Genomic DNA, 23781 nt, shown 5'->3' with positions numbered 1-23781 from the left:
AAGTTAGTAATATCAAATTCACATTCCTTTAGTATGAGCCTTTTTATCTAAAAATGCAAGTGCCGCATTCATGCCATCAAGGGCTGCACTCATTATGCCACCCGCGTAGCCTGCCCCTTCACCAATGGGATAAAAGCCCGACAGGCTCTCAGACTCGAAGGTGCCCTTATCCCTAATAATTCTGCACGGCGCCGATGACCGGGACTCAATGCCAGTCATTACTGCACCCACATTATCAAATCCCGCTATTCTTCTTCCAAAATATGGCAGGGCATCTGTCAGCATACCACTGACGAAATCCGGCAGGCACTGATGGAGATCCACAGCCCGTACTCCTGGCTGATAGGAAGGTTTTGTAAGAAAATCTGTGGAGCCAAATTTTCCGGAAAGAAAATCACCCACCGTCTGAACTGGCGCGTAATAATCTCCACCTCCAGCCTTAAAGGCCGCCCTTTCCCATTTACGCTGGAACTCAATTCCTCCCAGCACATGATCCGCAAAATCCTTGGTATTGACCGTAACCAAAAGCGCTGAATTAGCCACTCCTGAATCACGTCTGTAATCACTCATACCATTGGTAACCACACCCTCCAGCTCCGAAGTTGCGGCCACCACCTGACCTCCCGGACACATGCAAAAGGAGTAGGCACCACGCCCCTTTTCCTTATCATTATAAGTAACAGCATAATCAGCCACCGGAAGAAGCTCATGGCCAGTATCATCACCATACTGATTTCTGTCAATCATTTCCTGAGGATGCTCTATACGGACACCTACCGCAAAAGGCTTCGCCTCCATACTAAGGCCGAAATCGTAAAGCATCTTATAGGTATCCCGGGCAGAATGACCAATGCCAAAGAAAGCCGCTGAAACATTCATCCGCTCACTATCATTAATAATAACGGCCTTAATAGAGCCGTCACTATTCTTCTCTATACCCGTAACCTGGCTTTCAAAGCGCACCTGTCCCCCAAGGCGGATAATCTCCAGCCGGATATTTTTGACAACTGTACGCAGCATATCCGTGCCAATATGTGGCTTATGGAGATATTTTATATCCTCCGGGGCACCAGCCTTAACGAAATCATCAAGCACCGAACTAATGAGGGGATCATTTACCCTTGTGGTGAGCTTGCCATCGGAAAAGGTCCCGGCTCCTCCCTCGCCAAACTGGACATTGGACTGAGGGGATAACGCTCCTCCAGCCCAAAACTTCTGAATATCAGCATGACGGCTGTCCACATCCCGGCCCCGTTCCAAAACAATAGGCTTATAACCAGCCCTGGCCAAGGTAAGAGCCGCAAACATACCTGCAGGGCCAAAGCCCACAATTACCGGTGGCTGATCATCAGCTACTGGTGATGGATATTTTCTCGGCATCTCCTTTTTAGGGGCCCAATCTATATTTTTATTTTTCTTAAAGCGGTTAAGGATTTTCTTTTCATTACCATCTATTGCTACATCCAGTATATAGACGAACTTAATCCCAGCCCCCTTATAACGTCTGGCATCTATGGCTTTACGCACAATTACCACCTCACTGACAGAGTGAGGTGGTAATTCCATTCGTTTTTCAACCAAGACATTAAGGGGTGTCGTATCATCAAAGGAAACATTAACGTTCTGTATCCTAATCACTTAGCTTACCTCTCTTATTGCTCAATCACTATTTCTCTTTTTAATCTGTATCTTCACTTTAACCTTTTGGCTAGGAGATATTATACCATCAGGCAGCACAAGATTCACGTCTTTTATAATATCAGCATTTGCCCCATCCACCACAACAGTGTCCGTGAATATCTCACTGAGCTTCTCCAGCACCTCGGTCTTGCCTGTAATCTCCACCTTATCCGGCTGGGCAGAAACTACTGATACCTCAAAGTTTTGTGCAGGAACGCCACTGTATGCCGGCTTAATCGAAACAACCTTCTTATCAACGCCACTCAATATCTTGGCCGTAACATCAATTTCCTGGGTGGACAGAGAAACACTGTCGACTATATTTCCATCAACATCAACAGGTGTCAATTTAACCTTTATAGTAAAATCAGATGTATTATTGGCTAGATTAAGATATCCTACCACCCGATTGACTCTTTCCACATTGGTTCGTGGTCCTGTAACCTTGACACTGTCTTTTTCCGGAATAATCTTATCCAGGGCACTGTGTGCGCCAGTATTACCAGTAACCTGAACGTTCACTGCCAGCTGCTTTTCAACAAGTGCCTCCATAGTTACTTCAATAATTTCATCTGAAATATCTACAACCTCAAAGCCCTGAGGAACTACGGTACGCACCTTCAGCTTGTTGGTGCCCTCAACAGCATCCTCCAAATCCACATAAGCCTTGAAATCATCAGGCTTTGTGGCAGTAAAGGAAGCCCGTGGAGCTTTAACCTTCACTGTTACATCACGTGGGTTCAGCTTAACGGTATAGCCATCCGGCCCATTAATGGTATAAACCGGCACCGTAAATGTGGAATTTACAGACGGATTCTGGTCATTCATAACAAAAAACCAAAGAACTACCGCCCCCAAAAGAGCCAGTATCTTGGCAGGAAGATTGTGTCTGAATATACTTTGGATTCTATTCATCATCTTTCTTCCTCCAATTTGCAATAATATCCTTAAACTTAATACTTGACTTCTCTTTTACAAAGAGAGGACGTATACGCTGACGCAAACTGTCATGGGTCATATAGCGCTCAATACGGCCATTTTCTGCCACAGAAACCACACCGGTTTCCTCACTGACGATAATAATTACAGCATCACACTGCTCAGAAAGACCAATGGCCGCTCTGTGACGGGTCCCCAGCTCACTGCTGAGGGAACGGTTTTCCGTAAGAGGCAAATAGCATCCTGCCGCCACCAAACGCTTGCCGCGTACCACAGCAGCACCATCATGCAACGGTGTATTGGGAATAAACACATTCATCAAGAACTCCGTGGTTATAAGTCCCTCAATTTTAATGCCTGTATCTATGATTTCATTTATACCAACATTTTTCTCTATTACCAGCAAGGCACCGATTTTCTTGTCTGCCATATTAAATACGGCCTTATCTATTTCATTTGTCAGAGTATTGGCTTCCTCCACATCGAGGTACTGGTCCAACCCCAAAAAGCGTCCCTGTCCCAGACGTTCCAAAGCTCTGCGAAGCTCTGGCTGAAATACGATAGGCAAGGCCACAAACAACAAGGTTACAGTTTTCTGCAGCAGCCAAGAAATTACATGAAGCTCCAAAAGGCCGGCCACCAGAGTAACAATCATCAGCACAATAAGGCCCTTCACCAAGGTGATGGCCCGGGTATCCTGCAGCATTTCGTAAACCTTGTAAAGAATTACGGCTACAATCAATATATCAACTACATCCCAGAAGCCCACAGTCCTTATCAGCCCATGTATCTGAGAAGGAATGGGCAAATCCAAAATGTGAATAAAAACATCAAACGACATACAAACGACTCCTTGTAACTATAACACACTACCATATATATTTTTTATTCTATCATCATTAATTAAAATCCTGCTTTTATTTTCAATAAAACTTAACTAAAAATTGTATCATTAATCCTAAATTTTGGTTAGATTAATATTACTATATTATAGTAGCAATATTTTATGAAAACAAGGTGATTAGCCGCAAAAAGAAAAGGCGTCCCTCCTTTTAGAGGAACGCCACAGGTTCATTTTATCAATACTGTCCAGCTACATCAATAAAACCGAAGGTATCCTCCACCTCACCGGTATGGAGACCATCAATGTAATCATACATTTTCTGGGCAAATGGACCAATCTTGCCATCATTAAATACCATCTTGGTATCAGCACTACTATAGCCCAGCTCTCCTACAGGGGAAATAACCGCAGCAGTACCGGAGCCAAATACCTCCTCCAGCTTGCCGTTCTTGTATGCTTCAAGAAGCTCATCAGTGGAAATCTTGCGCTCCTCCACTTCGTAGCCCCAGGACTTTGCCACCTGCAATACTGTACGTCTGGTGATACCATCCAAAATAGTACCATCCAGTTCAGGGGTGACAATTTTGTTGTCAATCTTGAACAGGATGTTCATGGAGCCAACCTCACCGATGTATTTACGCTCAACGCCATCCAGCCACAAGGTCTGGTCGTAACCTTTTTCGTGAGCCACCAGGCCTGCATGAAGGGATGCTGCGTAGTTTGCTGGTGTCTTGGCAGCACCCAAGCCACCACGTACAGCTCTTACATAGGTGTCCTCCACCATAATCTTTACCGGAGCAAAGCCATGAGCATAGTATGCTGCCACAGGAGACAGAATAATCATCAGCTTGTAGCACTTGCTGACGCTAACGCCCAGGTATGGGTCATTGGCAAAAATAAATGGACGGATATAAAGGCTCTGACCAGGGCCATCAGGAATCCATTCCTTTTCAATGTCAATGAGCTGCATGAGAGCATCATAAACCAGCTTCTCATCAACCTGTGGAATATCTAAAATCTTGGCAGATTTATTCAGTCTTGCAATATGATCCTTGGCACGGAAAACAACGGCCTTATTGCCCTTGTAGCGATAAGCCTTGCAGCCCTCAAAGATTGCCTGCCCATAATGAAGGGTAGTGTTGGCAGGGCTAACCTTAATATCCTCGTAAGGCACGATACGAGGGTCAAACCATCCCTTGCCTTCCTCATAATCCATTACAAACATGTAATCAGTAAAGTGAGTGCCAAATCCGATTTTGGTAACATCCGGTTTAGCCTTTAAAGTATCCGCCTTAACAAAACGAACATCTGCCATAAATATACATCTCCTAACTTTTTGTACATAAATCATGTACTTGTGTAAACATATAATACCAAATTATAGTCGCTTCAGTGTAATAAATCAAGAGTTTTTTGTTATTTTTGGCAACTTTTTGTAAACCTTGTACACTAATTTGGCAATAAAAGTTCCAAAAGTACCCTGCCAATGTTCCCAATCATATCCGTTGCAATCAGCCCATTACCATTTTTTTCATAGGCCATATCACCAGCCCTGCCGTGAATATATACTCCCGCCAGAGGAGCACACTTCCCTCTTGTTTGGCAATATACACCTGCTATGGTTCCTGCCAGTACGTCGCCGCTGCCCGCTGTAGCCATACCAGGGTTCCCTACAGTGGTTATATACAGGCGCCCATCCGGGTAAGCAACCATTGTTTCCTCACTTTTGGCCACCAAAATTACATTATTTTCTTCTGCTGTCTTTTCAATTATGTTACAACGATCCTGCAATAATTCCTTGACAGAAATATTAAGCAATGCTGCCAATTCTCCCAAGTGGGGAGTCAACACTGGTACATGACGGCAGTCTTTAAGAAGATGGCACTGCCCACGAAAGGCATACAACCCATCAGCATCAATTATTAACGGTGTCTCCGTCTGGCGTACAAACTCCCGCACCAGTTCCATGGTACTTTCATGTCGTCCCAATCCAGGTCCAATTACAACCACATCGTACTGAGTGGCCTTTTCCAGCAGAAAATCCAAGGCATCAATGCCAATACAACCCTTTTCAGCCTCAACCACCGGAATAGTCATAACCTCAGTGAGCTTAATTTCAAAAATGGTATTCAGGCTTTCAGCGCAGGCCAGGCTAACGATTCCGGCTCCTGCCCTCAAAGCCGCCTGTGAAGCCATAACAGCAGCCCCTGTCAGCCCTGTAGAGCCGGCAATAACCAACACCCGCCCACAGGTTCCTTTATGACAATCCTTAGGCCTTGGCAGCATCATTCCCTTTACAAGCTCCCCATCTATGGGAATCAAATCCAACTTCATAAAAATCCCCTTATCCTTCCAACACACATTGGGCTACAGCACTATTTTTTGAGTGGCTGATGCTTATCCATATATTTTTCACGCCCTTTTTCTCGGCAAATTCCCCAAACCAGCCGGAGAGCCTTACCCTGGGACAGCCAAGCTCATCATTATATACGTCTATATCCACCAGCTCACCCCCCCGCAGTCCGGTCCCAAAGGCCTTTAAAATAGCCTCCTTGGCCGCAAAACGACCAGCAAAGGACTGTACGCTGCTTTTTCCTCTGGCTTTACAGTATTCGATTTCCCCGGCTGAATAAACTCTTTTTATGAAAGCCTCACTGGAAATTGCTTTTTTCACTCTGTCCAACTCTATAATATCCACACCAATGCCAATAATCATAATTTTCTCCCCATCTGTAATTTTAAGTTTCCATAGCAAAAAAGGGCCCCAAAGGAGCCCTTTAATTATTAACGAATAGATTGCATTGCTGATTTATCAAGGTGAACTGCACGTTCAATGAGCACTTCGACCCTACGGTTCTGGGTGCGCCCCTCCTCAGTGACATTGTCAGCGATAGGTCTGTACTGACTACAGCCCAATGCACTGAACCGGGCCGGATTCATGCGGGAATCCTGAGCCAGGATATACTTCATAAAATTCAGGGCACGGGCAGAGCTAAGCTCCCAGTTTGAAGGGAACTGAGCATTGCTGATAGGAACATCATCCGTGTGTCCGGAAATCAGAATACGCTGTGGAATAGGTGCAATCAGTGCTGCAATGGCTGGACCGATGCGCTGTACCCCAGGAACCAGATCAGCAGATCCGGATGGGAACAGTGCCTTCTCCTTGATTCTGATCATAAGACCATCTTCCGTAAGAGTGGTGCTTAAATCGTCATTCAATTCATTCTGTTCAATATATTGGTCCAGGCTTCGTTTAACAGCCTCAAGCTGATTATTCTCCGCCAGATATGCCTCAGCACCGCCATCCTCATCGGATAGATAATCTCGGGAACTGGTAGAGGCAGGTCCTGCACCAACAAAGAAGGACGGACCGCCCAAATTAAACGCCGAACTGAAGGCCTGAGCCATCTGAGTCAGCTTGGTTTCATCAGTCTGGGAAATTGCGAATAAGCAAATAAACAAGGCCAGGAGCAGTGTCATCAGGTCAGAATAAGGCAGAAGCCACGCCTCTGATGCTTCTTCTTCATGAGGCTTTGGTCTTTTTTTCTTCGCCATGAACTATTCCTCCTTCTTCAAGCCTTCACGTGCTGTCTGAGGAATAAATACCATCAGTTTAGCTTCTATTGCTGTAGGAGAGTCACCAGCCTGCAAGGACAAAATGCCCTCGATGATCATACGCTTTTGATTTATTTCCTGCTCAGACAAAATCTTTAACTTGTTACAGAATGGGAGCCACAATACATAACCGGTGAATATACCAAGTATTGTAGCAACGAATGCCGCCGCGATGGAATGACCCAGCTTATCGATATCATTCAAGTTACCAAGTGCTGCAATCAGACCTACTACGGCGCCAAGTACGCCCAGTGTCGGTGCATAAGTACCAGCCTGGGAGAACATGGATCGATTTTCTGTATGACGGGCCTGCATGATAGCCAGCTCCGCATCAAGTACATCACTAACGAATTCCGGCTCCATACCATCGATAACCATACCAAGACCAGTACGGAAGAATGGATCCTCGATTTCCTGAACCTTACTTTCCAGAGCCAGAATACCTTCACGACGGGCCAGCTGAGAAAGCTCAATAAACAACTGCAAAAGCTCACCAGAGGACTGTAGATTGTTCTTTTTAAAGGTCATTCCTATAAGCTTAGGAAATCTCACTACCTGATCCATACGGAAACCGATGAATATACAGGACGCTGTACCACCTATAATAATAAGGAAGGCCGCAGGATTGTTCAACGCTGAAATTGGAGCTCCCTTAATTACCATACCAACGAATACTGATATGAGACCCATTACCAAGCCAACGATTGTAGCTAATTCCAAAATAATTCCCCCCGTTCAACCCATTACATGTCGTTTAAAATGAATAACATATTATAGATTGTTTTTTACACTATGTATATTCAATAAAAGTATAAAAAATCCTACTTCCACTGATAAATATATAATCATTATACAACAAAATTCTCAAAATTCCAAAATACTAAATACCTAAAAATTCTTAAATATTACAGAAGAATAAATTTTCGTTATACTATTATAAGAACTATTTAATATTTGCATAATATATGATATAATAATCAACGGATAATTTTGATTTATCGGACAAAATTTCCCTATACATTATATCGGAGTGATTACCAATGGAATTAAGACAGCTAGAATATTTTCAGATGGCAAGCCGGTTAAAAAATATCACAAGAGCGGCAGAAAGATTAAATGTTTCCCAGCCTAACATTACCGTGGCTATAAAAAAATTAGAAGCTGAGCTGGGCATTCAGCTGTTTGACCGCAGTCAAAAGCAGCTCTCCCTCACCCCTGAGGGCACAATCTTCCTCAACCGCATTGAACTGGCTCTTAGGAATATTCAGGATGCGGTTCTTGAAGTCAACGACTACAAGCAACTGCAGAAGGGCACTATAAAAATTGGTATTCCATCCATGATCGGTGCCTACTTATTCCCAAGAATATTCTCCAGCTTCCAGCACCTTTATCCTCATCTGGACATTTACCTTTACGAGGAAGGCTCCATGACTATCCGTGAGCAGCTGGAAAGGGATGAACTGGATTTTGGTATTGTAATTCTTTCTGATGCCTCCTCCAGTCTGCAGCTTCTCCCTATGGCCCGCAACCAGATTGTGGCCTGTGTCCCTGAGGAGCATCCGCTGGCCAGAAAAAATTCTATTAACATTAACGACATAAGCGAGGCGGATCTCATTATGTTAAAGGAAGGCTCCTTCCTCCGTTATATGGTATTGAATAAGCTGAAAATGGCCAATATTTCTCCAAATATTGTACTGGAATCCAATCAGATTGAAACTATTAAGGGCTTAGTCAGCACAAATGTCGGCATTTCCTTCCTGCTTGATTTCATCGTAAAGGGAACTCCGGGCATCAAGATTTTGCCTTTCGAGGATCCGATTTATGTTGATTTAGGCCTGGCCTGGAAAAAGGAGCGCTACATTTCCAAGGCTGCACAATCATTTATTGATTTCTGTAAGAATACTCTTAATGAGCATCACTGACTTAGGTGATACGAAATAAAGAACAAAAATAAAAGACTTTGAAGATGTGATATCACGTTTCCAAAGTCTTTTTTCTTTGCCAATATTTTTATTTCATCTGGCCCAAATAATGGATTACAAACTGTCGGGCACTTCTGCCACTTCTGCCCGAATGCTCCAAATTCCACTGATGTCCCAAAATGCGCAGCTCTTCCCGTTCAAGGTGAATACCCTCCTGACTAAGGAAGTGATCAATAATATCAAGATATTCATCCTGGGTTGGCTCCAAATAAGTGATAATAAGGCCAAAACGATCAGACAGGGATATGGTTTCATTGATACTGTCATTTCTGAAAAGCTCATCCTGACCATCAACACGGTCTCTCCAGGTTTCACGAATTAAATGACGCCTGTTGGAGGTGGCGTAAATCAGCACATTTTCCGGACAGGACTCAACTCCGCCCTCGATGGCAGACTTTAAATACTTATAATCACTGTCTGATTCCTCAAAGGAAAGATCATCAAAAAATATAATGAAACGCTTGCTGGCGTACTGTCGCAAGGTAGCCATAATCTTTGGCAGCTCATTAAGCTGGGTTTTCTGCATCTGGAGCAGTCTCAGCCCCTGGCTGTAATATGCCTTGGCCAGTGCCTTAACCCCTGAGGATTTGCCTGTGCCTCTTGCCCCTACCAACAGTACGTTATTGGCAGGCTTCTTATTAATAAATGCCAGTGTATTGTTAATAAGCTGCTCCTTTTGGCGCTTGTATGCAATTATATCAGCAAAATCCATGGCCTCAAAATGCCGTATTCCCTTCAGCTTCTGATGCTTGGAATCCCAGGAAAAGGCCTGATGGGAAGCAATCTCCCCATAGCCGTATTTTCGATAGAAAACCAAAAACGCATCTGCTACTGTCTCAGGAGTGTTGCAGCCCTCCAGCTGTTTTTCCAGAAAAGCAGTTGCCTCAAGCGTATATGGTATAGAAGGAATATAATCATCCAAAATACTTATATTAACAATGCTCGAAGCCCTGTTAAACAGCAGAGGCATCAGCTTTTTAATATCATGCACAAAGGCCTTTTTAAGACTATCGCCTATAGCCCCCTTGGAGGCTTCAGCCATTTTTGCTGCCAGACACCCCTCCTGGCTGAGAAGATGGAGAAAAAGGGCTCTTATAAGATTGCCGCTCCATCCTTCATTTTCTGCCTTTTCCACCAGGTGTCCTGCGAAGGCATGGCTCAGTGCCAAATTATCTGGTTCGCTGCCGGATGCTATAAGCTCCTGCACCAGCTTATCCTTTAATATACTACGGCACACCAACATATTTTCAAGGTCAACAGATACCATATCATGACCTCCATTTCACATTTATTATCTACGCTTCATATAAGAAATAATATCCTGGGATACCTGCAATGGTGATAAATCCGTAGTATCCAAGGTATAATCTGCCTGATCATACATAGGCTGGCGCTCTGCCAGCAGGTCAATTATTCCCTGGCGCCTGTCTTCCATGGCATCGAGAATAGGCCTTGTGCCCCTGGCAGAGGTTCGCTCCATGATGGAATCCACACTGGCCGCCAAGCATACAATTTTACCAGTACGTTTTAATATTTCCACATTTTCAGGGTCCTTCACAGTGCCCCCTCCAGTGGATATAACCACGCTTTTCTTTGAGGCCACCTCCCGACACATTTCCTTTTCCTTTTCCCGGAAATAGGCTTCACCATATTTTTCAAACATTTCAGGGATAGTCATAGAGTATTTTTTTTCAATGGCCTTATCCATATCGATAAACTTAAACCCCAGCATATTGGCCAGCATACGGCCGGTACTGGATTTGCCAACACCCATAAAACCAATTAAAACAACATTTTTTATCATAAGCCACCCTGAACCCTGTTTTTATAATTATTCATTGAACTAAGCAAATCCACCATGGCATCACCGCCAAATTTATCCAGCACAGCCTCAGCAATAACGATAGCCACCATAGCTTCCCCTACTACAGATGCAGCAGATACCGCACAGCAATCACTGCGCTCCTTGCAGGCACTGACCTCTGTTTTGGAACCAATATCCACAGAATTTAGTGGCTGCATAAGGGTTGGAATAGGCTTCATGCAAGCCTTGATGCATATTTCCTCCCCGTTGGTCATACCGCCTTCCAGGCCACCTGCCCGATTGGTTTTTCTGTAAACCTTATTATCCTTATCCAAGAACATTTCATCGTGAATCTGGCTGCCAGGAAGCTCACCGCACTGGAAGCCGGCGCCGATTTCCACGCCCTTTATGGCCTGAATTGCCATCATTGCCCATGCCAGCTTGCCGTCAAGCCGCTTATCCCACTGGATATGACTGCCAAGGCCAAGAGGTGCACCACGGACAATCACCTCGAAAACGCCGCCCAAGGTATCCCCGGCTTTCATGGCCTCTTGTATTTTCCCCTTCATTTTTTCCTCTGCCTCTGGGTCGTAGCAGTTAAGCTCGGAATCCCCGCTGCCAATTTTGCTTCTATCAATATTGGCTTCATCCACGGCAATACCACCAATTTTAGTTACATGGGATACCACTTCAATACCGCAGGCCTTCAAAAATTCCTTGCAGAGTCCGCCCACAGCCACTCTGGCTGCCGTTTCCCTGGCACTGGCACGCTCCAAAATATCCCGGGCGTCATTACGGTTATATTTCAGCACGCCGGTCAAATCCGCATGTCCCGGACGTACCGCCGTAACCTTGTCACCAAACTCAGGACCAAAAACAGACATACGATCAGTCCAGTTCTGCCAATCACGGTTCACTACCCGCAAAGTAACGGGATCCCCCATGGTTTCCCCAAAACGAACACCTGAAACCACATCTGCCCTGTCCGTTTCTATCTTCATGCGTCCGCCACGGCCATAACCCTGTTGGCGGCGGGCCAAATCCCTATTTATCGCCTCAATATCTATCCTCAGTCCGGCAGGAATTCCCTCCACAATAGCTGTAAGGCACTGACCATGGGATTCTCCGGAGGTCAAAAATCTAAAATTACTCATACAACACCTCATAACCGTAATTTCTTGGAAACATGTACCTTTTAATTCTATGATAAGTGTTTACATAAAGCAAGAATTTATCCCTATTTTTCGCCCATACAGTAAAATATTGAAACATTAATATGGCACTCCAGTCCTTGTGGTGAGTATTTTATGCTAATTGCTTGGGTTTTATTATATGGTGGAACCTGTGGCAGATTTTTCAGAAATTCCATGATGGAAGCATATTCACCCCGTACCCCCACTTCATAGGACTGTTCCATGTACTTATCTCTCTTAATCACCTTGCCCGGCCTTAAGGATATTAATTCCAACCCGTTAGCTTCAGCATGGTCTTCCAGCTGTTCAATAAAGGCAACGGCTGATTCATCAGAGGGCAGCAGCCTTTCCATCAGCTGATATTCCTTGTTTATCTCCCCAATATAGGCCTCAAAATCCTCACGCTTTCTCTGAAAAGCGGTAATTGACGCCACCTGATTTTGTAAGGCACAAAGCTGCTCCCTGTTTTCCGCCCTGGTCTGTCCTACCCGGGGCAGCAAAACACAAATATTTAAAATCATAATAAACAGGCCACAAGCAAAAGCAAACCCACCAATATATATTTTCATCGGCAACAATTTATAGCTGCCCCTTGCAAATAAATTCCACATCGCCCTGTTCACCCTGCTGAGTTTTTTCAATGGATAAGCTTTTCCCCAGCTTATTGATATACTTAACCAGTACCCCCATATTATCGGCCCGTCCCTTTAATATAAGCTGCTTATCCTTATCAACTTTGACCTCACTGAGAATTACCCCTTCCCCACTCCCATTGGACAAATAAACCATTATAGCGTACCCTGATAAATCCATTCCCTTGTTCCTCAGAGAATTCAGTATATTGGCTTTCCCCCTGATTGCCTCTGCCCTACTCTCTGTTTCCCTTTTAATATCATTTACATTTTCCAATAACGCCATTTGTTGCTTATAGCCATGTATTTTTTCCTTCAGCTCTTGGCCCTCCCAAAATGCTGTGCCACCAATAATCAAGGATACACAAAAATTTACAAGGAAAAACAGGATACCTACCCTTAGCCAATGCCAATTAAAAAAGCTATTGGGAATCCGCTCAAAGCAATATCCCCTTTCCCTAATATAATCACAAGCTGTAAATATAAGCTCCCTCACCACATCAGTAATCTGCCCTTGGGAAATAGAGCCCCAGTCCATATCAAAAAGCTCCTCGCTAAATGAACCTGCAATTTTTTCATGGTAGTCCATAGCCATAACCCCGGCAATAAAAAGCTCATCACGGTAATCATCAACCAACAGCTTGTAATCATCCAGAGAAATCTTTTTTAAGGTAACCACATCATCCTGATATCTATAAGCCCATTTACAATTCTCGCCGGAGTATTCCATTTCCAGCCCTATGGCCTGCCCAATTTCCTTTAATGTAACCCCTGGCATTTCCCGCTCTGTGGTAATCACTCTGTCATCGTCAATGCAGAAAATTACTTCACTGTCTTTTTGCTGCTGAAGCATCAGCCGCCCAATTAATCTGTCATGAAAATCCTCTCCAGCATCCTTCAATGAATCAATCCATATTAAAGCAATGCTGCCGTCCCTGTAGCTTCGTAGCCCGACCATATATATGACATCTTCCTTATGGCAAACTGCCACTATATCCCTCGCATCCCTCTGAAAAATGTTCCTGAAATTCAATTAAAACATTCCCTTCAGAACAAATTTGTCCCCTTCTTCATCCAATACCAGACTATAGCTTACCTGTGCCTTGCTGTTTTCTCTTTCGGCCACAGCCCATATTATTACCTGTCCATTCTTTTCACCCACAAACACATAACACTGCCCCTGTTCATTTTCCAATACGTCACCTGTGGGCTCCATGGGACGGGACTCCATTAGAACACCTTTTAGGAAAGCTTGGTCCTGTTCAAGCCTGTCATACTCTCTCTGGACTGCAAATTCTGCCATTTGCCGCAGCTGCTTTTGAGCAATGCTGTTATCCAAAACCTTATGCTCCAGATAATTTAGCTGCCCCAAGGCTACCATTAAAAGGGATGCCGAAAATATCATAATTATTGCTGTAATGGAAATACTTCCCCTATCATGCGTCATCAGCACCAGACTCGCCTGCCCTTTCTTTAGCCCATACACAGCGGCTATAAATACTATTTTCAACTGTAACCACTCTGCCAGTAATATTATTTTCCAAAGTCACCATCATTATCACCTTATGCGGCAGAACCTTTTGGAAAGAAATATCTTTTATATTCACATACCTTGTACTGTCATCATTGGAAACCGGCTGCCCGTTCAGCAAAAATATCCCTTTATTATTTGATGACAAATAAAACTGAAATGTATCCCTTTCAGACCTTTTATAGTCCTGGGAGGAAAGGAGTAATTTGTGATGGTCCGCAACGCTGATGCTGTCCGCATATCTCACCTTCTGCTGAACCGTATCAGTAATAATTCTAAGCTCCTCAAGGTAGGCCCATTGGCTGACGGTTTTTATATAGTTTTTTGATAATACTCCATAGGCCGTCACCAACGCCGTTATTAATATCATGCAAATTGGCATACATACCATTACCTCCGGCAAGGAGATGCCCTTATCATTTCGGATTTGGAACATAGCCTATCTGTCCGCCTCCATTTCCAGCCTGTCCTTATATTCCCGTAAAGCCAGCTCTTCCATGAAGTGATGCTCCATATTAACTGCATCATCATAGGCAAGAAAGCTGTATTTTATCATGGCCAGCAAAGACAGTAACAGCACCGTCAATAGTATTACATCCATAATTACAAACCCAGCATCATCTTTACTCAATTCGTATTCGCCCCACTCTGTCCACTATCACCAGCCGTTTTTTATCCCCCAAGGAAAGATTAAAAGTACAGTTCGTAGCCTCCCCATCCTTGTAAAAAACCAGTTCCTGTCTATTGCAGGAAATATGAATGTCCTGGGGAAGGTTCCAGGATTCCACCCTTTTACTGCCCACACGATAATAATATCCCTGTCCCCCCGTCTTTAGCGAAAAACATGGTCCCAAGGAAAGCTCCCTATATCCTGAGGCTGAAAAATCATCTGCATTCCGTGATATTTCCCTGACATACTGTAACCGCTTTGCCAAAAAAGCTGTTTCATTGTCCAGCCGAAGCTGGTCCGTGAACCTTAAGGTATGAGCTGCTGTCCCAACGGCCACAGAAAGGACCGCAACCACCAGCACCACCTCAATAAGGCTAGCACCTGTATCCTCTAAAAAAGGCTTAAATAAAAATCTATAAGTTCCTCTCCATAGATAAGTCCTATTGTGCTTCCCAATACCAAAAACGGGCCAAAGGGAATAGCTTTTTTCCTTATCTTCCATAGGCTGTTCCTTCCATCCCTCGTTACCATCATCAACAAATAACAAATTACATATAACCCTCCCAAAATAAAGGAAGTATACAGCGCCGTTACTGAGGCTTGGGGGCCCAGCCATATCCCGGCTGCTGCCCCCAGCTTTACGTCTCCCATTCCAAGTCCTTCCTTTGATATATAACGTATAAGGTAGAGCAGCACACCGAATACAGCCGCCCCCAATAGGGCATCTCCTATATTTTTCTCCAACAGCACAACACAGCACATTATTCCCGTTACCGCCAAAATAAGCACCAAGGGATTCAACAGCCGTTTATAGTGATAATCCAATATTCCCAAAGGAATCATGGTGATATTAAACATGGGAAGTAGCCACCAATCCTTAAGTGGTGAACATACCAAAAGCTCTGCCCCGGTTATTACTGCATAAAAGGCAAAAATCTCCTGACCATGCCTTTTTAATAACTCAAAGCAACCCCTCATTCCGTACCACGTCCCGTTTTCTCCTGCCTTCCAAAATCAGCCAATCTGTGACCATCACACAGGGCCTCATTTTCCTCCACGTCTATGGTGTATTCTGAATCTGAAATTTCACCCACAGTACCATCCTTAAGCATATACTTTCCCTTTGGAGGATGAAGCTCCGTAACGTTCTTTACATAATCATCCAAATCGCCAATTGTCCCGGGATATTGTCCTGTTTCCGTGTAATACATCATAACAGCCCCATCCAAGGTCTGAAGATCTGCCTGTATTCTGGCCGTATTGGCCATTACAATGGCATTATTGTATTTTGGTACTGCCACTGCAAGAATAATTCCCACTATAGAAATGTAGATTATCAGCTCCAGCATGGAAAATCCCGCTTCATCTCTAAACTTTTTCACCATATCCCTCTCCTTAAAAATAGGCCGTCATCAGCTCTAACATTGGCCAAACAACGCTTATTACTATAAATCCTATAATAAGCCCCAAAACCGTCACTATCACCGGCTCTGCCATGGTTTCAATTAACCGGATTTTATTCTCTGATTCCGCCAAACACAACTCACTGCCATGACGAAGCATAACAACAAGCTCCCCAGAGGCCTCCCCTACAGATACCATTTCCCGTATAACCTCAGGATATAAATCCCCTCTCATGCAGGCTGTAAGCCCATTTCCCCTGGCCAGCCTGTGGCCCATTTCCTGCACAGCTTCACGCAAGCATAAATTACTGCAAAGAGCCACGCAGCTATTCACAGCCTTATCAATAACTATTCCGCTCTCCAGCAGCATGGACAGTGTTCCCAGCAATACGCTCATATCCTTCATAAGCCATAGCCTGCCAAAAAATGGCATCCTTAGCATCAATCCGTCCCCATAGCTTCCAAGACCTTGATGGCTACGGACTGCTCTGATTACAAGCCCAATCAGAATAAGTGCAGCCGCTACCATAAAAACAACCTTCCCGGACACCTGTGAGGCACTAATCAATAATCTGGTAGTCCAGGGCAGCTCAAGGGATAAATCCCCAAATACATCAAGAATTACCGGCAACACCCCAAGAATGACAAATGTCAGGGAACACAGGCTCAAAAGGACCAGAAAGCCAGGATACAGCATAGCCATTCTGAAGCCCTTCTCCAATGCTTCCCTTCGCTGAAAATTGTCGGCCAAGGCACTGAAAACCCATTCCAGATTGCCTCCATATTCCCCGGCCTCCACCATTGCTATCTCCTGGGAGCTGAATTTTTTCCCGCAAGCTGTCATTGCGCTGGCCAAGGACATACCCGAGGACAGCTTCTCCTTAAGGCCTCCAGCATTTCCACTTTCCCCCTCCATTATCCTCACCACCTCACCTATGGGAACACCTGCCTTCATCATAATTGCCCCTTGACGGTAAAACTGACTTTTCTTTATTTTCTTCCAGCTGTCAGAGTTATGGCCAAGCTCAAGGAATTTGAATTTTGTCTTTTCCTTGAGGCTGATAATTATCATTCCCTGGGACCTTAATTCCTCATAAACAGCCGCTCTGCTCATTCCTTCAATATTCCCCTGACTTCGCCTGCCCCCATCATCCAGCACAATGTAATCAAAAATTTTCATAGTGCCCTATCCAGTTCTAAAAGCTTTTGGCTTCGCAGCTTTTCCATGGCCATTTCCATGGTTTGCATTCCCTGAACAGTCCCCGACTGCATTACGGACTTAAGCAGCTCATATTTCCCTTTTCTGATGATATTGGACACCGCATTATTCCCCTGCAATATTTCTGCCCCACAATGCAAGCGGCCATCCAGCCCCTTATATAGCTTTTGGGCACATATTCCCCTTAAGGCTGATGCCAGCATACTTCTGGCAAGATTCTGTTTCTCCGGGGAAACCATGCTTATAAATCTCTCCACTGTTTCCACCACTCCCCCCGTATGCATGGTGGCAATGACATAATGTCCTGAAGCTGCTGCACTTAATGCCGCTTCACAGCTTTTACCATCACGCAGCTCTGCAATCATAATCACATCAGGATTCTCCCTCATGGCACTGATAATTCCACTGGGGTACCCGAGAAAATCTCCCCCCAGTTCCTGCTGGCTGAACAGGCATCTGCCCTGGGGATATATAAACTCCACCGGATCCTCCAAAGTAAGAATATGATAGTCCTTATTTTGATTCATCTCCGCCAAAAGAGCTGCTACTGTAGTGGTTTTCCCGGCTCCCGTGGAGCCCGTTACCAATAATAGTCCGTCCCTGCAATCCATGAATTGGCGGATGGCCCCAGCCTGTCCCAGCTCATTAAGAGTGGGGATTGTATGGGGCATTATTCTGAATGCGAAGGCTATCTTCCCCCGCTGACGATAAATATGCACCCGATAACGCCACCCCGAAAGCTCCCAAGTAAAATCCACCTCTTTTCTCTTTAGAAATTCCTCCTGCTGGTCACGGTGGGTGATTCTGGAAAATATCTTCCATATATCCTCCTTACTGGCCACCCCCTTCTTCATGACGGAAAGCGTTCCCCACTTCCTGCAGAAAACTGGAACTGCCTCCGAAATAAATACATCTGACGCTCCCCCTTGAGATGCCCCCATCAATATTTCCTCAAAATCACTCTCACATAGTCCCATATTTCTTCCTACTCCCCTGTATATTGCTCCCTATCTCAAATTACTCACTACATACCCGTGCGACCTCCTGGATTTCCACCAGCCCCTCCTTTGCCTTTTCAATCCCATCCTCCCACATGGTTTTCATTGCAGCATTTTTTATAGCTTCCTCCAGCTCACCTATTGTGGGCCGTGAACTGATACATTGCTGCAACTCGCTGTCAATCATCAGCACCTCCTGAATGGCCACCCTGCCCTTAATGCCACGGCCCTTGCATTTTTCACAGCCCCGACGGCGATACAGCCATAATCCTGGCTCGTAATTTGCTCCCATCCTCCTGGCAAGCTGGCTTTCCGGCAACACATCATAGGCCTCACAGCAATGGGGGCACAGTCTGGGAACCAGCCGCTGAGCCACGATGCCCTTTAGGGCAATGGCCAACAAAAAAGGCTTTATCCCCATATCCAACAAGCGATAAATAACCTTGGCTGCACTTGATGTGTGGATTGTAGCAAACACCAAATGACCTGTAAGGGAGCTCTTAACCAGCATCCTGGATACCTCATCACTGCGCACCTCCCCAATTGCCAGAACATCATAATCCTGTCGCAGCACTGCCTTTAAGATATCTTCAAAATCCAGCTTTATTTTTGTATTGACCTGCACCTGATTAATTCCCTGCAGCTGATATTCCACGGGATCCTCAATGGTAACAATATTCTTGGCAGGATTATTCAGATAATGCAGTGCCCCATACAAGGTGGTTGTTTTCCCAGAATTTACCGGCCCCGCTATAATCACTGCCCCACTATTTTCTTGGCATAATCCCAAAAATTTAGCTTTGTTTTCCACGGAAAAGTCCAGACTGTCAATATCCATAAAAACGCCAGCCCTGTTCAAAAGCCTAAGTACAGCCTTTTCTCCATTGATAAGGGGAACAATTGAAACCCGAACATCAATCTCCTTGTCCATATTTTCATAGGAAAAGCGACCATCCTGGGGCAAACGGTTCTCCGCAATATTTAGCTGGCACATTATCTTAATACGGGAAATGACGTTGCTATATAGCTCCATGGGAATCTCATCATATACAGTTTCCAGCTTTCCATCGATTCTGTAGCGTAATCTCCCTGCTATGGTGCCCGGTTCCACGTGTATATCTGAGGCATTTTGTACCAAAGCCTCCTCCACGATGCGATTAACCAGCTCCACCACCGGAGAATGGTCGTTGACGATTTTAACTGGAACAGATATAGGTGCAGGATAAGTGGTAGTGCTTCGCTTGGCAGCATCAAATAATTCTTTAAAACTTTTCCTGTTTTTAGTTTTCATACTAATATTCCTTTGTGGTTTTACATCTTCACTTTTCTTTATTAATTATTTTATCATTATACAAAAATTTTTCAACACTTTTTATCGAAACTCAAAATATATTTTTGCATAAGAAAAAGCTGTAGCAGAAATATTACGTCCTACTACAGCCTATACAATATTATTTATGATGTGCTCACATAGCAATCACACTGCTGTCATGGAGCATATAAAGATACCTTTCAGCCACCTTTATACCTAAAATAGATTCTGCCGCCGCTGTATACAGCTGGAGCTGGAGTCCATAACGCTTTTTCACCGCCTCAGGATTGGTATCACTGTCAGTCTTGTAATCCAGCAATACATATCTGCCATCGGCTTCCTTAAACAGCACATCTATGACGCCCTGGCTGAATATAAATTCTCCCTCCACATCATCGTAATAGTCACCAGCATTAAGCATGCGGCTAAATGGCAGCTCACGCCAAAGCTCCGAGGCATTTTTCACCCGCTGGCCAATGTCCGTTTTAAAGAAGGACACTACCCCCTTCACATTTACATAGCCCGCCTGCTCCTCAGTCATAACCTCGTTGGCCACCATGCCTGCCAGCTGGTTCTTCACATCCTTTGCATCCAGTTTACCGGACAAATCAAGATGCTGCATGACAGAGTGCATAAGAGTACCATACTCGTTGCCCTTCAGCCCTGCCTTGCCCTCAGCCTCCTGAATAAATCTTGGTCGATTGAAGATATATTCCCCATGCTGGGCCGTCAGCTGCTGAGTATCCCCTGGCTGCATATCATCAAATGAAATCTCTGAAAAGCGGCGCTTTAATTCAGATACAGTCAGCTTGGCCGGAACCTCACGGGTGCCACGATAATCATAATCAAGGGACAAATTATGGGCTAACTCACCAATATCTGTTTCCAGCTCTATTGGCTTGCCTGCCTTCACCGTCTGAATCAACGGGTTATCCACTTCATTAAGCTGATTTACTCCGGCTATACCTTCAGCACCTATAACAGAAACCGTCCAGCGCGACTCCCTACCCATGGCATCGGGAATGGCAGCCCTATTTTTTGTAATGCCAGCGTATTCCACCAACGGCTTACCATCTGGGTGATGGGCCACTGCACGGGCCACCCAGTCAGCGTAAGAATTTACTGACAAAAGTGTATGAACCGGCAGCACCTTGTCAGTGGTATCAATATGCTGACACCACTTGGCAGCTTGCTTTTCCAAATTGCGGCATCGCCCCACCATAATCAGCTTTTCCCTGGCTCTGGTCATGGCAACATATAAAACACGCAGCTCTTCCGCCTGAAGCTCCCTCTTCCATTTTGCCTTTACTGCCTGCCGGGAGAAGGTTTCATATTTGGCCATATATTCCAGATCCACATATTTAATGCCCATGCCCAATTCTTTATGGACCAAAACATCATCAGACAGGTCCATTTTATTAAAGCCCTTGCACATATCTGCAATAAACACCACCGGGAATTCCAGTCCCTTACTTTTATGGATTGTCATTACACGAACAACATCCTCTCCTTCTCCCAGAGTTCTGGCCATGGACAGATCTGTTTCCATGTCCGTCATACGCTTGATAAACCGCAGAAAACGGAACAGCCCCTGGTAATCAGTATTCTGGAACTCCTGGGCCCGGGTTACCAGCATACGCAAATTGGCCTGGCGAAGGATTCCACCCCGCAGACTACCCACATAATCATAATAGCCCGTATCGCGGAAAATCTGCCAAATCAGCTCCGGCACCCCTACTTGTCTTGCCAGCTGGCGCCAAATGCTTAGCTTGTTCAAAAAATCATTTATTTTTTCTTTAATATCAGTGTCCAGCCTTGATTCCGGAGTATTGGCCGCCAACATGGCGGTATACATGTCCCCATCCTTGGCTGAGGCCTTCAGCTTGGCCAAATCCGAAGCACTTAACCCCACTATAGGTGAGAACAGCACTGCTGCCAAATGAATATCCTGCTGGGCGTTATCTATAACCGACAACAGGGAATGCATAATCTGAATCTCCATTGTCTGGAAGAAGCCCTCACTGGTGTTGGCATACACTGGAATATCATTTTGCTGAAGAATCTCCTGCAAAACATCTGCCTTATCCTTAGTAGCTCTGAGAAGAATTACAATATCCCGCCATGTAACAGGACGGTACCCATTATTTTCTTTATAATCCTTATCAAAGACCATCCTACCGCTGGCCTTGATTTCCCTTATGCGATTGGCGATATACTGAGCCTCCAGCTCAAAGCCCACCAAATCCTCAACATCATCCTGATTTTCTGTACCAGCCTGGTCACTCGTATTCCCAGCTTCATCATCAGAATTGGCTGTCATATCTATCAAAGCCAGTTCCGTATTGTTTTCCATTATCTCCCCAATATCAGGGGAATCATAGCCATAGGGATCCCCCTCATTAAGCATGGCCCGCTCATCATATTCAATTTCAGTTGGATTTGGGGTCATCACCTGGGCAAATACATAATTTATGGCAGAGAGAATTTCCCTGCGGCTGCGGAAATTCCGCCCCAGAGTTATAAGCTCTCCATTTTCATTATCGGCCTTTTCATATTCCTTATATTTCTTCAAAAACAAGGCTGGCTCTGATGAGCGGAACCCATAAATGCTCTGCTTAACATCCCCTACTGTAAAGGTATTGGCATTTCCATCGCCGGAAATAAGGCGCACAATGAACTCCTGCACCTCATTGGTATCCTGATACTCATCCACCATAATTTCCTGATACCGCTGACGGAGCTCCAAAGCTATCTCTGAAGGCTTCAGCTCTCCTGGGGCCGCCTCCGGGGAATTTAAAATCGCCAGAGCAAAATGCTCCACATCACTGAAATCCACGATATTTTTTTGTTTTTTCGCACTGCCATAGGCCTGGGAAAAATCCTTTACCAATTTTACAATAGAAGAAACATCTTCACCGGCAGCCCGCAATTCCTCTAAAAGGACCTCCTCATCATCCTGCACCAGTTCATGCATTTCCTTCAGCAGGTCCTTTAGGGCATCCCTTACATTTTTAAAGGACGCTTTAACCTCCGGCTCTACACCCTTGGAAATAGTAGGTATTCTGGGAACATCATTCATTCTGAAAAAAGCCATATAAAGCTCATGCCATCCCTGCTGCAGGGCTCCATCTACCGATGTTATCACTTCATCGAAAAAGCTCACATCTTCTTCGAATTTTCCCTGAACCTTTGGCTCCTGAAAATTAACTACAATGCTTTTCAGCTCATCAAGATATTCCCTTGCAGGCACCATGCGACAGGAAATTTCGTCCTCTATAACAGGCCACCACTTTGTGTCCTTCAAGGAAACAAAGTCACCATCCTTTGACGGATAGTCCTCCTCCAGGCCACTTAACCACAAATCGGGAAAGGGCTGATTTTGGGATTTCTCATAGAGCTTCAACACAATATCATAAAGGGCAGAATCTCCCCTTACAGTGCCGTATTTATCTGCAAAGCGTTGCAGGGCTTCATCTCCCTCAGCATATTTTGACTCAAACATATCCTCCAGTACATCCTGTTGAAGGATAACCAGTTCATTTTCATTGGCAATGCGAAACTTCGGGTCAATATCTATGGCATTAAAATTATTTTTAACCACTGTCTGGCAGAAGGAATCAATGGTGGAAATAGAAGCTCCAGATAACAGAATCAGCTGGCGTTCCAGCCTTCTCACCATATTTTTGTCCGCGTTTTTTTGTTCCAATTCCTTGGAAATGGCAGCTTGCAGCCTTTTCTTTATACGCTGCTTCATTTCCTCCGCCGCAGCTCTGGTAAAAGTAACCACCAGCAGTCTGTCCACATCCCAGGCGTTATTATCCTTTTCAGGGTCTCTGAGCAGATGGGACACCACCCTTTCCACCAGCACTGCTGTCTTGCCAGAGCCCGCCGCTGCAGAAACCAGAATATTTTTTTCATCATTATTTATGGCTAATTTTTGCTCCTGCGACCACTCCATG

Annotated in this window: 24 protein-coding genes; 1 reads left to right on the top strand and 23 read right to left on the bottom strand. The window is 44.8% G+C overall.

Annotated elements, in window-relative coordinates; all coding sequences use genetic code 11:
• Nucleotides 1-18: 18 nt before the first annotated feature.
• The 8 genes from T355_RS0112835 to motA all read right to left on the bottom strand — a co-directional run bounded on the left by T355_RS0112835 (nucleotide 19) and on the right by motA (nucleotide 7798).
• Entirely contained in the window at nucleotides 19-1638 is a 1620-nt protein-coding gene (locus T355_RS0112835) for an NAD(P)/FAD-dependent oxidoreductase (RefSeq protein WP_027398079.1), read from the bottom strand.
• Nucleotides 1639-1659: 21 nt separating this feature from the next.
• Nucleotides 1660-2598: a YbbR-like domain-containing protein gene (locus T355_RS0112830; RefSeq protein WP_027398078.1), complete on the bottom strand. Its 939-nt coding sequence runs from the start codon at nucleotides 2596-2598 to the stop codon at nucleotides 1660-1662.
• Nucleotides 2588-3460 (bottom strand): diadenylate cyclase CdaA, encoded by an 873-nt coding sequence (cdaA, locus tag T355_RS0112825; protein ID WP_051555589.1) that lies wholly within the window; start codon nucleotides 3458-3460, stop codon nucleotides 2588-2590. Before cdaA ends, T355_RS0112830 begins: the two co-directional genes overlap by 11 nt.
• A gap of 238 nt (nucleotides 3461-3698) precedes the next feature.
• Complete coding sequence (locus T355_RS0112820; RefSeq protein WP_027398076.1) at nucleotides 3699-4778, bottom strand: branched-chain amino acid aminotransferase; 1080 nt, start codon at nucleotides 4776-4778, stop codon at nucleotides 3699-3701.
• Nucleotides 4779-4912: 134 nt separating this feature from the next.
• Complete coding sequence (locus T355_RS14520) at nucleotides 4913-5797, bottom strand: NAD(P)H-hydrate dehydratase (RefSeq protein ID WP_051555588.1); 885 nt, start codon at nucleotides 5795-5797, stop codon at nucleotides 4913-4915.
• A gap of 10 nt (nucleotides 5798-5807) precedes the next feature.
• A complete protein-coding gene (gene acpS, locus T355_RS0112810; protein ID WP_027398075.1) occupies nucleotides 5808-6179 on the bottom strand; it encodes a holo-ACP synthase in 372 nt (123 codons plus the stop codon).
• 68 nt (nucleotides 6180-6247) lie between these two features.
• Nucleotides 6248-7018: a flagellar motor protein MotB gene (locus tag T355_RS0112805; RefSeq protein WP_027398074.1), complete on the bottom strand. Its 771-nt coding sequence runs from the start codon at nucleotides 7016-7018 to the stop codon at nucleotides 6248-6250.
• Nucleotides 7019-7021: 3 nt separating this feature from the next.
• Nucleotides 7022-7798: a flagellar motor stator protein MotA gene (motA, locus tag T355_RS0112800; protein WP_027398073.1), complete on the bottom strand. Its 777-nt coding sequence runs from the start codon at nucleotides 7796-7798 to the stop codon at nucleotides 7022-7024.
• A gap of 320 nt (nucleotides 7799-8118) precedes the next feature.
• Here motA and T355_RS0112795 point away from each other — a divergent pair, with 320 nt between their 5' ends.
• Complete coding sequence (locus T355_RS0112795) at nucleotides 8119-9000, top strand: LysR family transcriptional regulator (RefSeq protein ID WP_027398072.1); 882 nt, start codon at nucleotides 8119-8121, stop codon at nucleotides 8998-9000.
• Nucleotides 9001-9088: 88 nt separating this feature from the next.
• Here the strand turns inward: T355_RS0112795 and T355_RS0112790 are convergent, their stop codons facing one another.
• The 15 genes from T355_RS0112790 to addA form a co-directional block, all read right to left on the bottom strand.
• Nucleotides 9089-10327, bottom strand: a complete 1239-nt coding sequence (locus T355_RS0112790) for an ATP-binding protein (protein WP_027398071.1) — start codon at nucleotides 10325-10327, stop codon at nucleotides 9089-9091.
• Between the two features lie 24 nt (nucleotides 10328-10351).
• Nucleotides 10352-10861, bottom strand: coding sequence for a shikimate kinase (locus tag T355_RS0112785; protein WP_027398070.1), 510 nt, complete (start codon nucleotides 10859-10861; stop codon nucleotides 10352-10354).
• Nucleotides 10861-12018 carry a chorismate synthase gene (gene aroC, locus T355_RS0112780; protein ID WP_027398069.1) on the bottom strand — a complete coding sequence of 386 codons (1158 nt, stop codon included), beginning with the start codon at nucleotides 12016-12018 and terminating at the stop codon, nucleotides 10861-10863. Before aroC ends, T355_RS0112785 begins: the two co-directional genes overlap by 1 nt.
• Before the next feature lie 83 nt (nucleotides 12019-12101).
• Nucleotides 12102-12668: a type 4a pilus biogenesis protein PilO gene (locus T355_RS0112775; RefSeq protein ID WP_027398068.1), complete on the bottom strand. Its 567-nt coding sequence runs from the start codon at nucleotides 12666-12668 to the stop codon at nucleotides 12102-12104.
• A complete protein-coding gene (locus T355_RS0112770) occupies nucleotides 12637-13647 on the bottom strand; it encodes a hypothetical protein (RefSeq protein ID WP_155851745.1) in 1011 nt (336 codons plus the stop codon). Before T355_RS0112770 ends, T355_RS0112775 begins: the two co-directional genes overlap by 32 nt.
• A 75-nt stretch (nucleotides 13648-13722) precedes the next feature.
• Nucleotides 13723-14142, bottom strand: a complete 420-nt coding sequence (locus tag T355_RS0112765; protein ID WP_155851744.1) for a hypothetical protein — start codon at nucleotides 14140-14142, stop codon at nucleotides 13723-13725.
• A complete protein-coding gene (locus T355_RS0112760) occupies nucleotides 14126-14656 on the bottom strand; it encodes a hypothetical protein (protein ID WP_027398065.1) in 531 nt (176 codons plus the stop codon). The genes T355_RS0112765 and T355_RS0112760 overlap by 17 nt, the downstream gene beginning before the upstream one ends.
• Before the next feature lie 3 nt (nucleotides 14657-14659).
• Nucleotides 14660-14851, bottom strand: a complete 192-nt coding sequence (locus tag T355_RS0112755; RefSeq protein WP_027398064.1) for a hypothetical protein — start codon at nucleotides 14849-14851, stop codon at nucleotides 14660-14662.
• Entirely contained in the window at nucleotides 14844-15245 is a 402-nt protein-coding gene (locus T355_RS0112750) for a hypothetical protein (RefSeq protein WP_027398063.1), read from the bottom strand. The genes T355_RS0112755 and T355_RS0112750 overlap by 8 nt, the downstream gene beginning before the upstream one ends.
• A 35-nt stretch (nucleotides 15246-15280) precedes the next feature.
• The gene (locus tag T355_RS14890) at nucleotides 15281-15868 is read right to left on the bottom strand and encodes a prepilin peptidase (RefSeq protein ID WP_051555587.1); all 588 of its coding nucleotides are present in this window, start codon (nucleotides 15866-15868) and stop codon (nucleotides 15281-15283) included.
• Entirely contained in the window at nucleotides 15865-16275 is a 411-nt protein-coding gene (locus T355_RS14885) for a prepilin-type N-terminal cleavage/methylation domain-containing protein (protein WP_051555586.1), read from the bottom strand. The genes T355_RS14890 and T355_RS14885 overlap by 4 nt, the downstream gene beginning before the upstream one ends.
• 10 nt (nucleotides 16276-16285) lie before the next feature.
• The gene (locus tag T355_RS0112735; RefSeq protein WP_027398062.1) at nucleotides 16286-17473 is read right to left on the bottom strand and encodes a type II secretion system F family protein; all 1188 of its coding nucleotides are present in this window, start codon (nucleotides 17471-17473) and stop codon (nucleotides 16286-16288) included.
• Nucleotides 17470-18489 (bottom strand): type IV pilus twitching motility protein PilT, encoded by a 1020-nt coding sequence (locus T355_RS0112730; protein ID WP_051555585.1) that lies wholly within the window; start codon nucleotides 18487-18489, stop codon nucleotides 17470-17472. The genes T355_RS0112735 and T355_RS0112730 overlap by 4 nt, the downstream gene beginning before the upstream one ends.
• 40 nt (nucleotides 18490-18529) lie before the next feature.
• Nucleotides 18530-19801, bottom strand: a complete 1272-nt coding sequence (locus T355_RS14505) for a GspE/PulE family protein (protein ID WP_051555584.1) — start codon at nucleotides 19799-19801, stop codon at nucleotides 18530-18532.
• A 175-nt stretch (nucleotides 19802-19976) separates the two neighbouring features.
• The gene (gene addA / locus T355_RS0112720) at nucleotides 19977-23780 is read right to left on the bottom strand and encodes a helicase-exonuclease AddAB subunit AddA (protein WP_027398060.1); all 3804 of its coding nucleotides are present in this window, start codon (nucleotides 23778-23780) and stop codon (nucleotides 19977-19979) included.
• Nucleotide 23781 lies beyond the last annotated feature (1 nt).

The sequence above is a fragment of the Anaerovibrio lipolyticus LB2005 genome (assembly GCF_000621545.1).
Lineage (GTDB): Bacteria > Bacillota > Negativicutes > Selenomonadales > Selenomonadaceae > Anaerovibrio > Anaerovibrio lipolyticus_A.
This window is presented reverse-complemented; position numbering and strand designations above follow the sequence as displayed.

Excerpts from the sequence above, each read along its gene's own strand:
- T355_RS0112805 (WP_027398074.1), bottom strand. The coding sequence starts at position 7,018 with ATGGCGAAGAAAAAAAGACCAAAGCCTCATGAAGAAGAAGCATCAGAG.
- acpS (WP_027398075.1), bottom strand. The coding sequence starts at position 6,179 with ATGATTATTGGCATTGGTGTGGATATTATAGAGTTGGACAGAGTGAAA.
- T355_RS14890 (WP_051555587.1), bottom strand. The coding sequence starts at position 15,868 with ATGAGGGGTTGCTTTGAGTTATTAAAAAGGCATGGTCAGGAGATTTTT.
- T355_RS14505 (WP_051555584.1), bottom strand. The coding sequence starts at position 19,801 with ATGAAAACTAAAAACAGGAAAAGTTTTAAAGAATTATTTGATGCTGCC.
- aroC (WP_027398069.1), bottom strand. The coding sequence starts at position 12,018 with ATGAGTAATTTTAGATTTTTGACCTCCGGAGAATCCCATGGTCAGTGC.
- T355_RS14520 (WP_051555588.1), bottom strand. The coding sequence starts at position 5,797 with ATGAAGTTGGATTTGATTCCCATAGATGGGGAGCTTGTAAAGGGAATG.
- T355_RS0112790 (WP_027398071.1), bottom strand. The coding sequence starts at position 10,327 with ATGGTATCTGTTGACCTTGAAAATATGTTGGTGTGCCGTAGTATATTA.
- T355_RS0112820 (WP_027398076.1), bottom strand. The coding sequence starts at position 4,778 with ATGGCAGATGTTCGTTTTGTTAAGGCGGATACTTTAAAGGCTAAACCG.
- addA (WP_027398060.1), bottom strand. The coding sequence starts at position 23,780 with ATGGAGTGGTCGCAGGAGCAAAAATTAGCCATAAATAATGATGAAAAA.
- T355_RS0112830 (WP_027398078.1), bottom strand. The coding sequence starts at position 2,598 with ATGATGAATAGAATCCAAAGTATATTCAGACACAATCTTCCTGCCAAG.
- T355_RS0112770 (WP_155851745.1), bottom strand. The coding sequence starts at position 13,647 with ATGGTCGGGCTACGAAGCTACAGGGACGGCAGCATTGCTTTAATATGG.
- T355_RS0112760 (WP_027398065.1), bottom strand. The coding sequence starts at position 14,656 with ATGTTCCAAATCCGAAATGATAAGGGCATCTCCTTGCCGGAGGTAATG.
- T355_RS0112735 (WP_027398062.1), bottom strand. The coding sequence starts at position 17,473 with ATGAAAATTTTTGATTACATTGTGCTGGATGATGGGGGCAGGCGAAGT.
- cdaA (WP_051555589.1), bottom strand. The coding sequence starts at position 3,460 with ATGTCGTTTGATGTTTTTATTCACATTTTGGATTTGCCCATTCCTTCT.
- T355_RS0112775 (WP_027398068.1), bottom strand. The coding sequence starts at position 12,668 with ATGTGGAATTTATTTGCAAGGGGCAGCTATAAATTGTTGCCGATGAAA.
- T355_RS0112795 (WP_027398072.1), top strand. The coding sequence starts at position 8,119 with ATGGAATTAAGACAGCTAGAATATTTTCAGATGGCAAGCCGGTTAAAA.
- T355_RS14885 (WP_051555586.1), bottom strand. The coding sequence starts at position 16,275 with ATGGTGAAAAAGTTTAGAGATGAAGCGGGATTTTCCATGCTGGAGCTG.
- T355_RS0112730 (WP_051555585.1), bottom strand. The coding sequence starts at position 18,489 with ATGGGACTATGTGAGAGTGATTTTGAGGAAATATTGATGGGGGCATCT.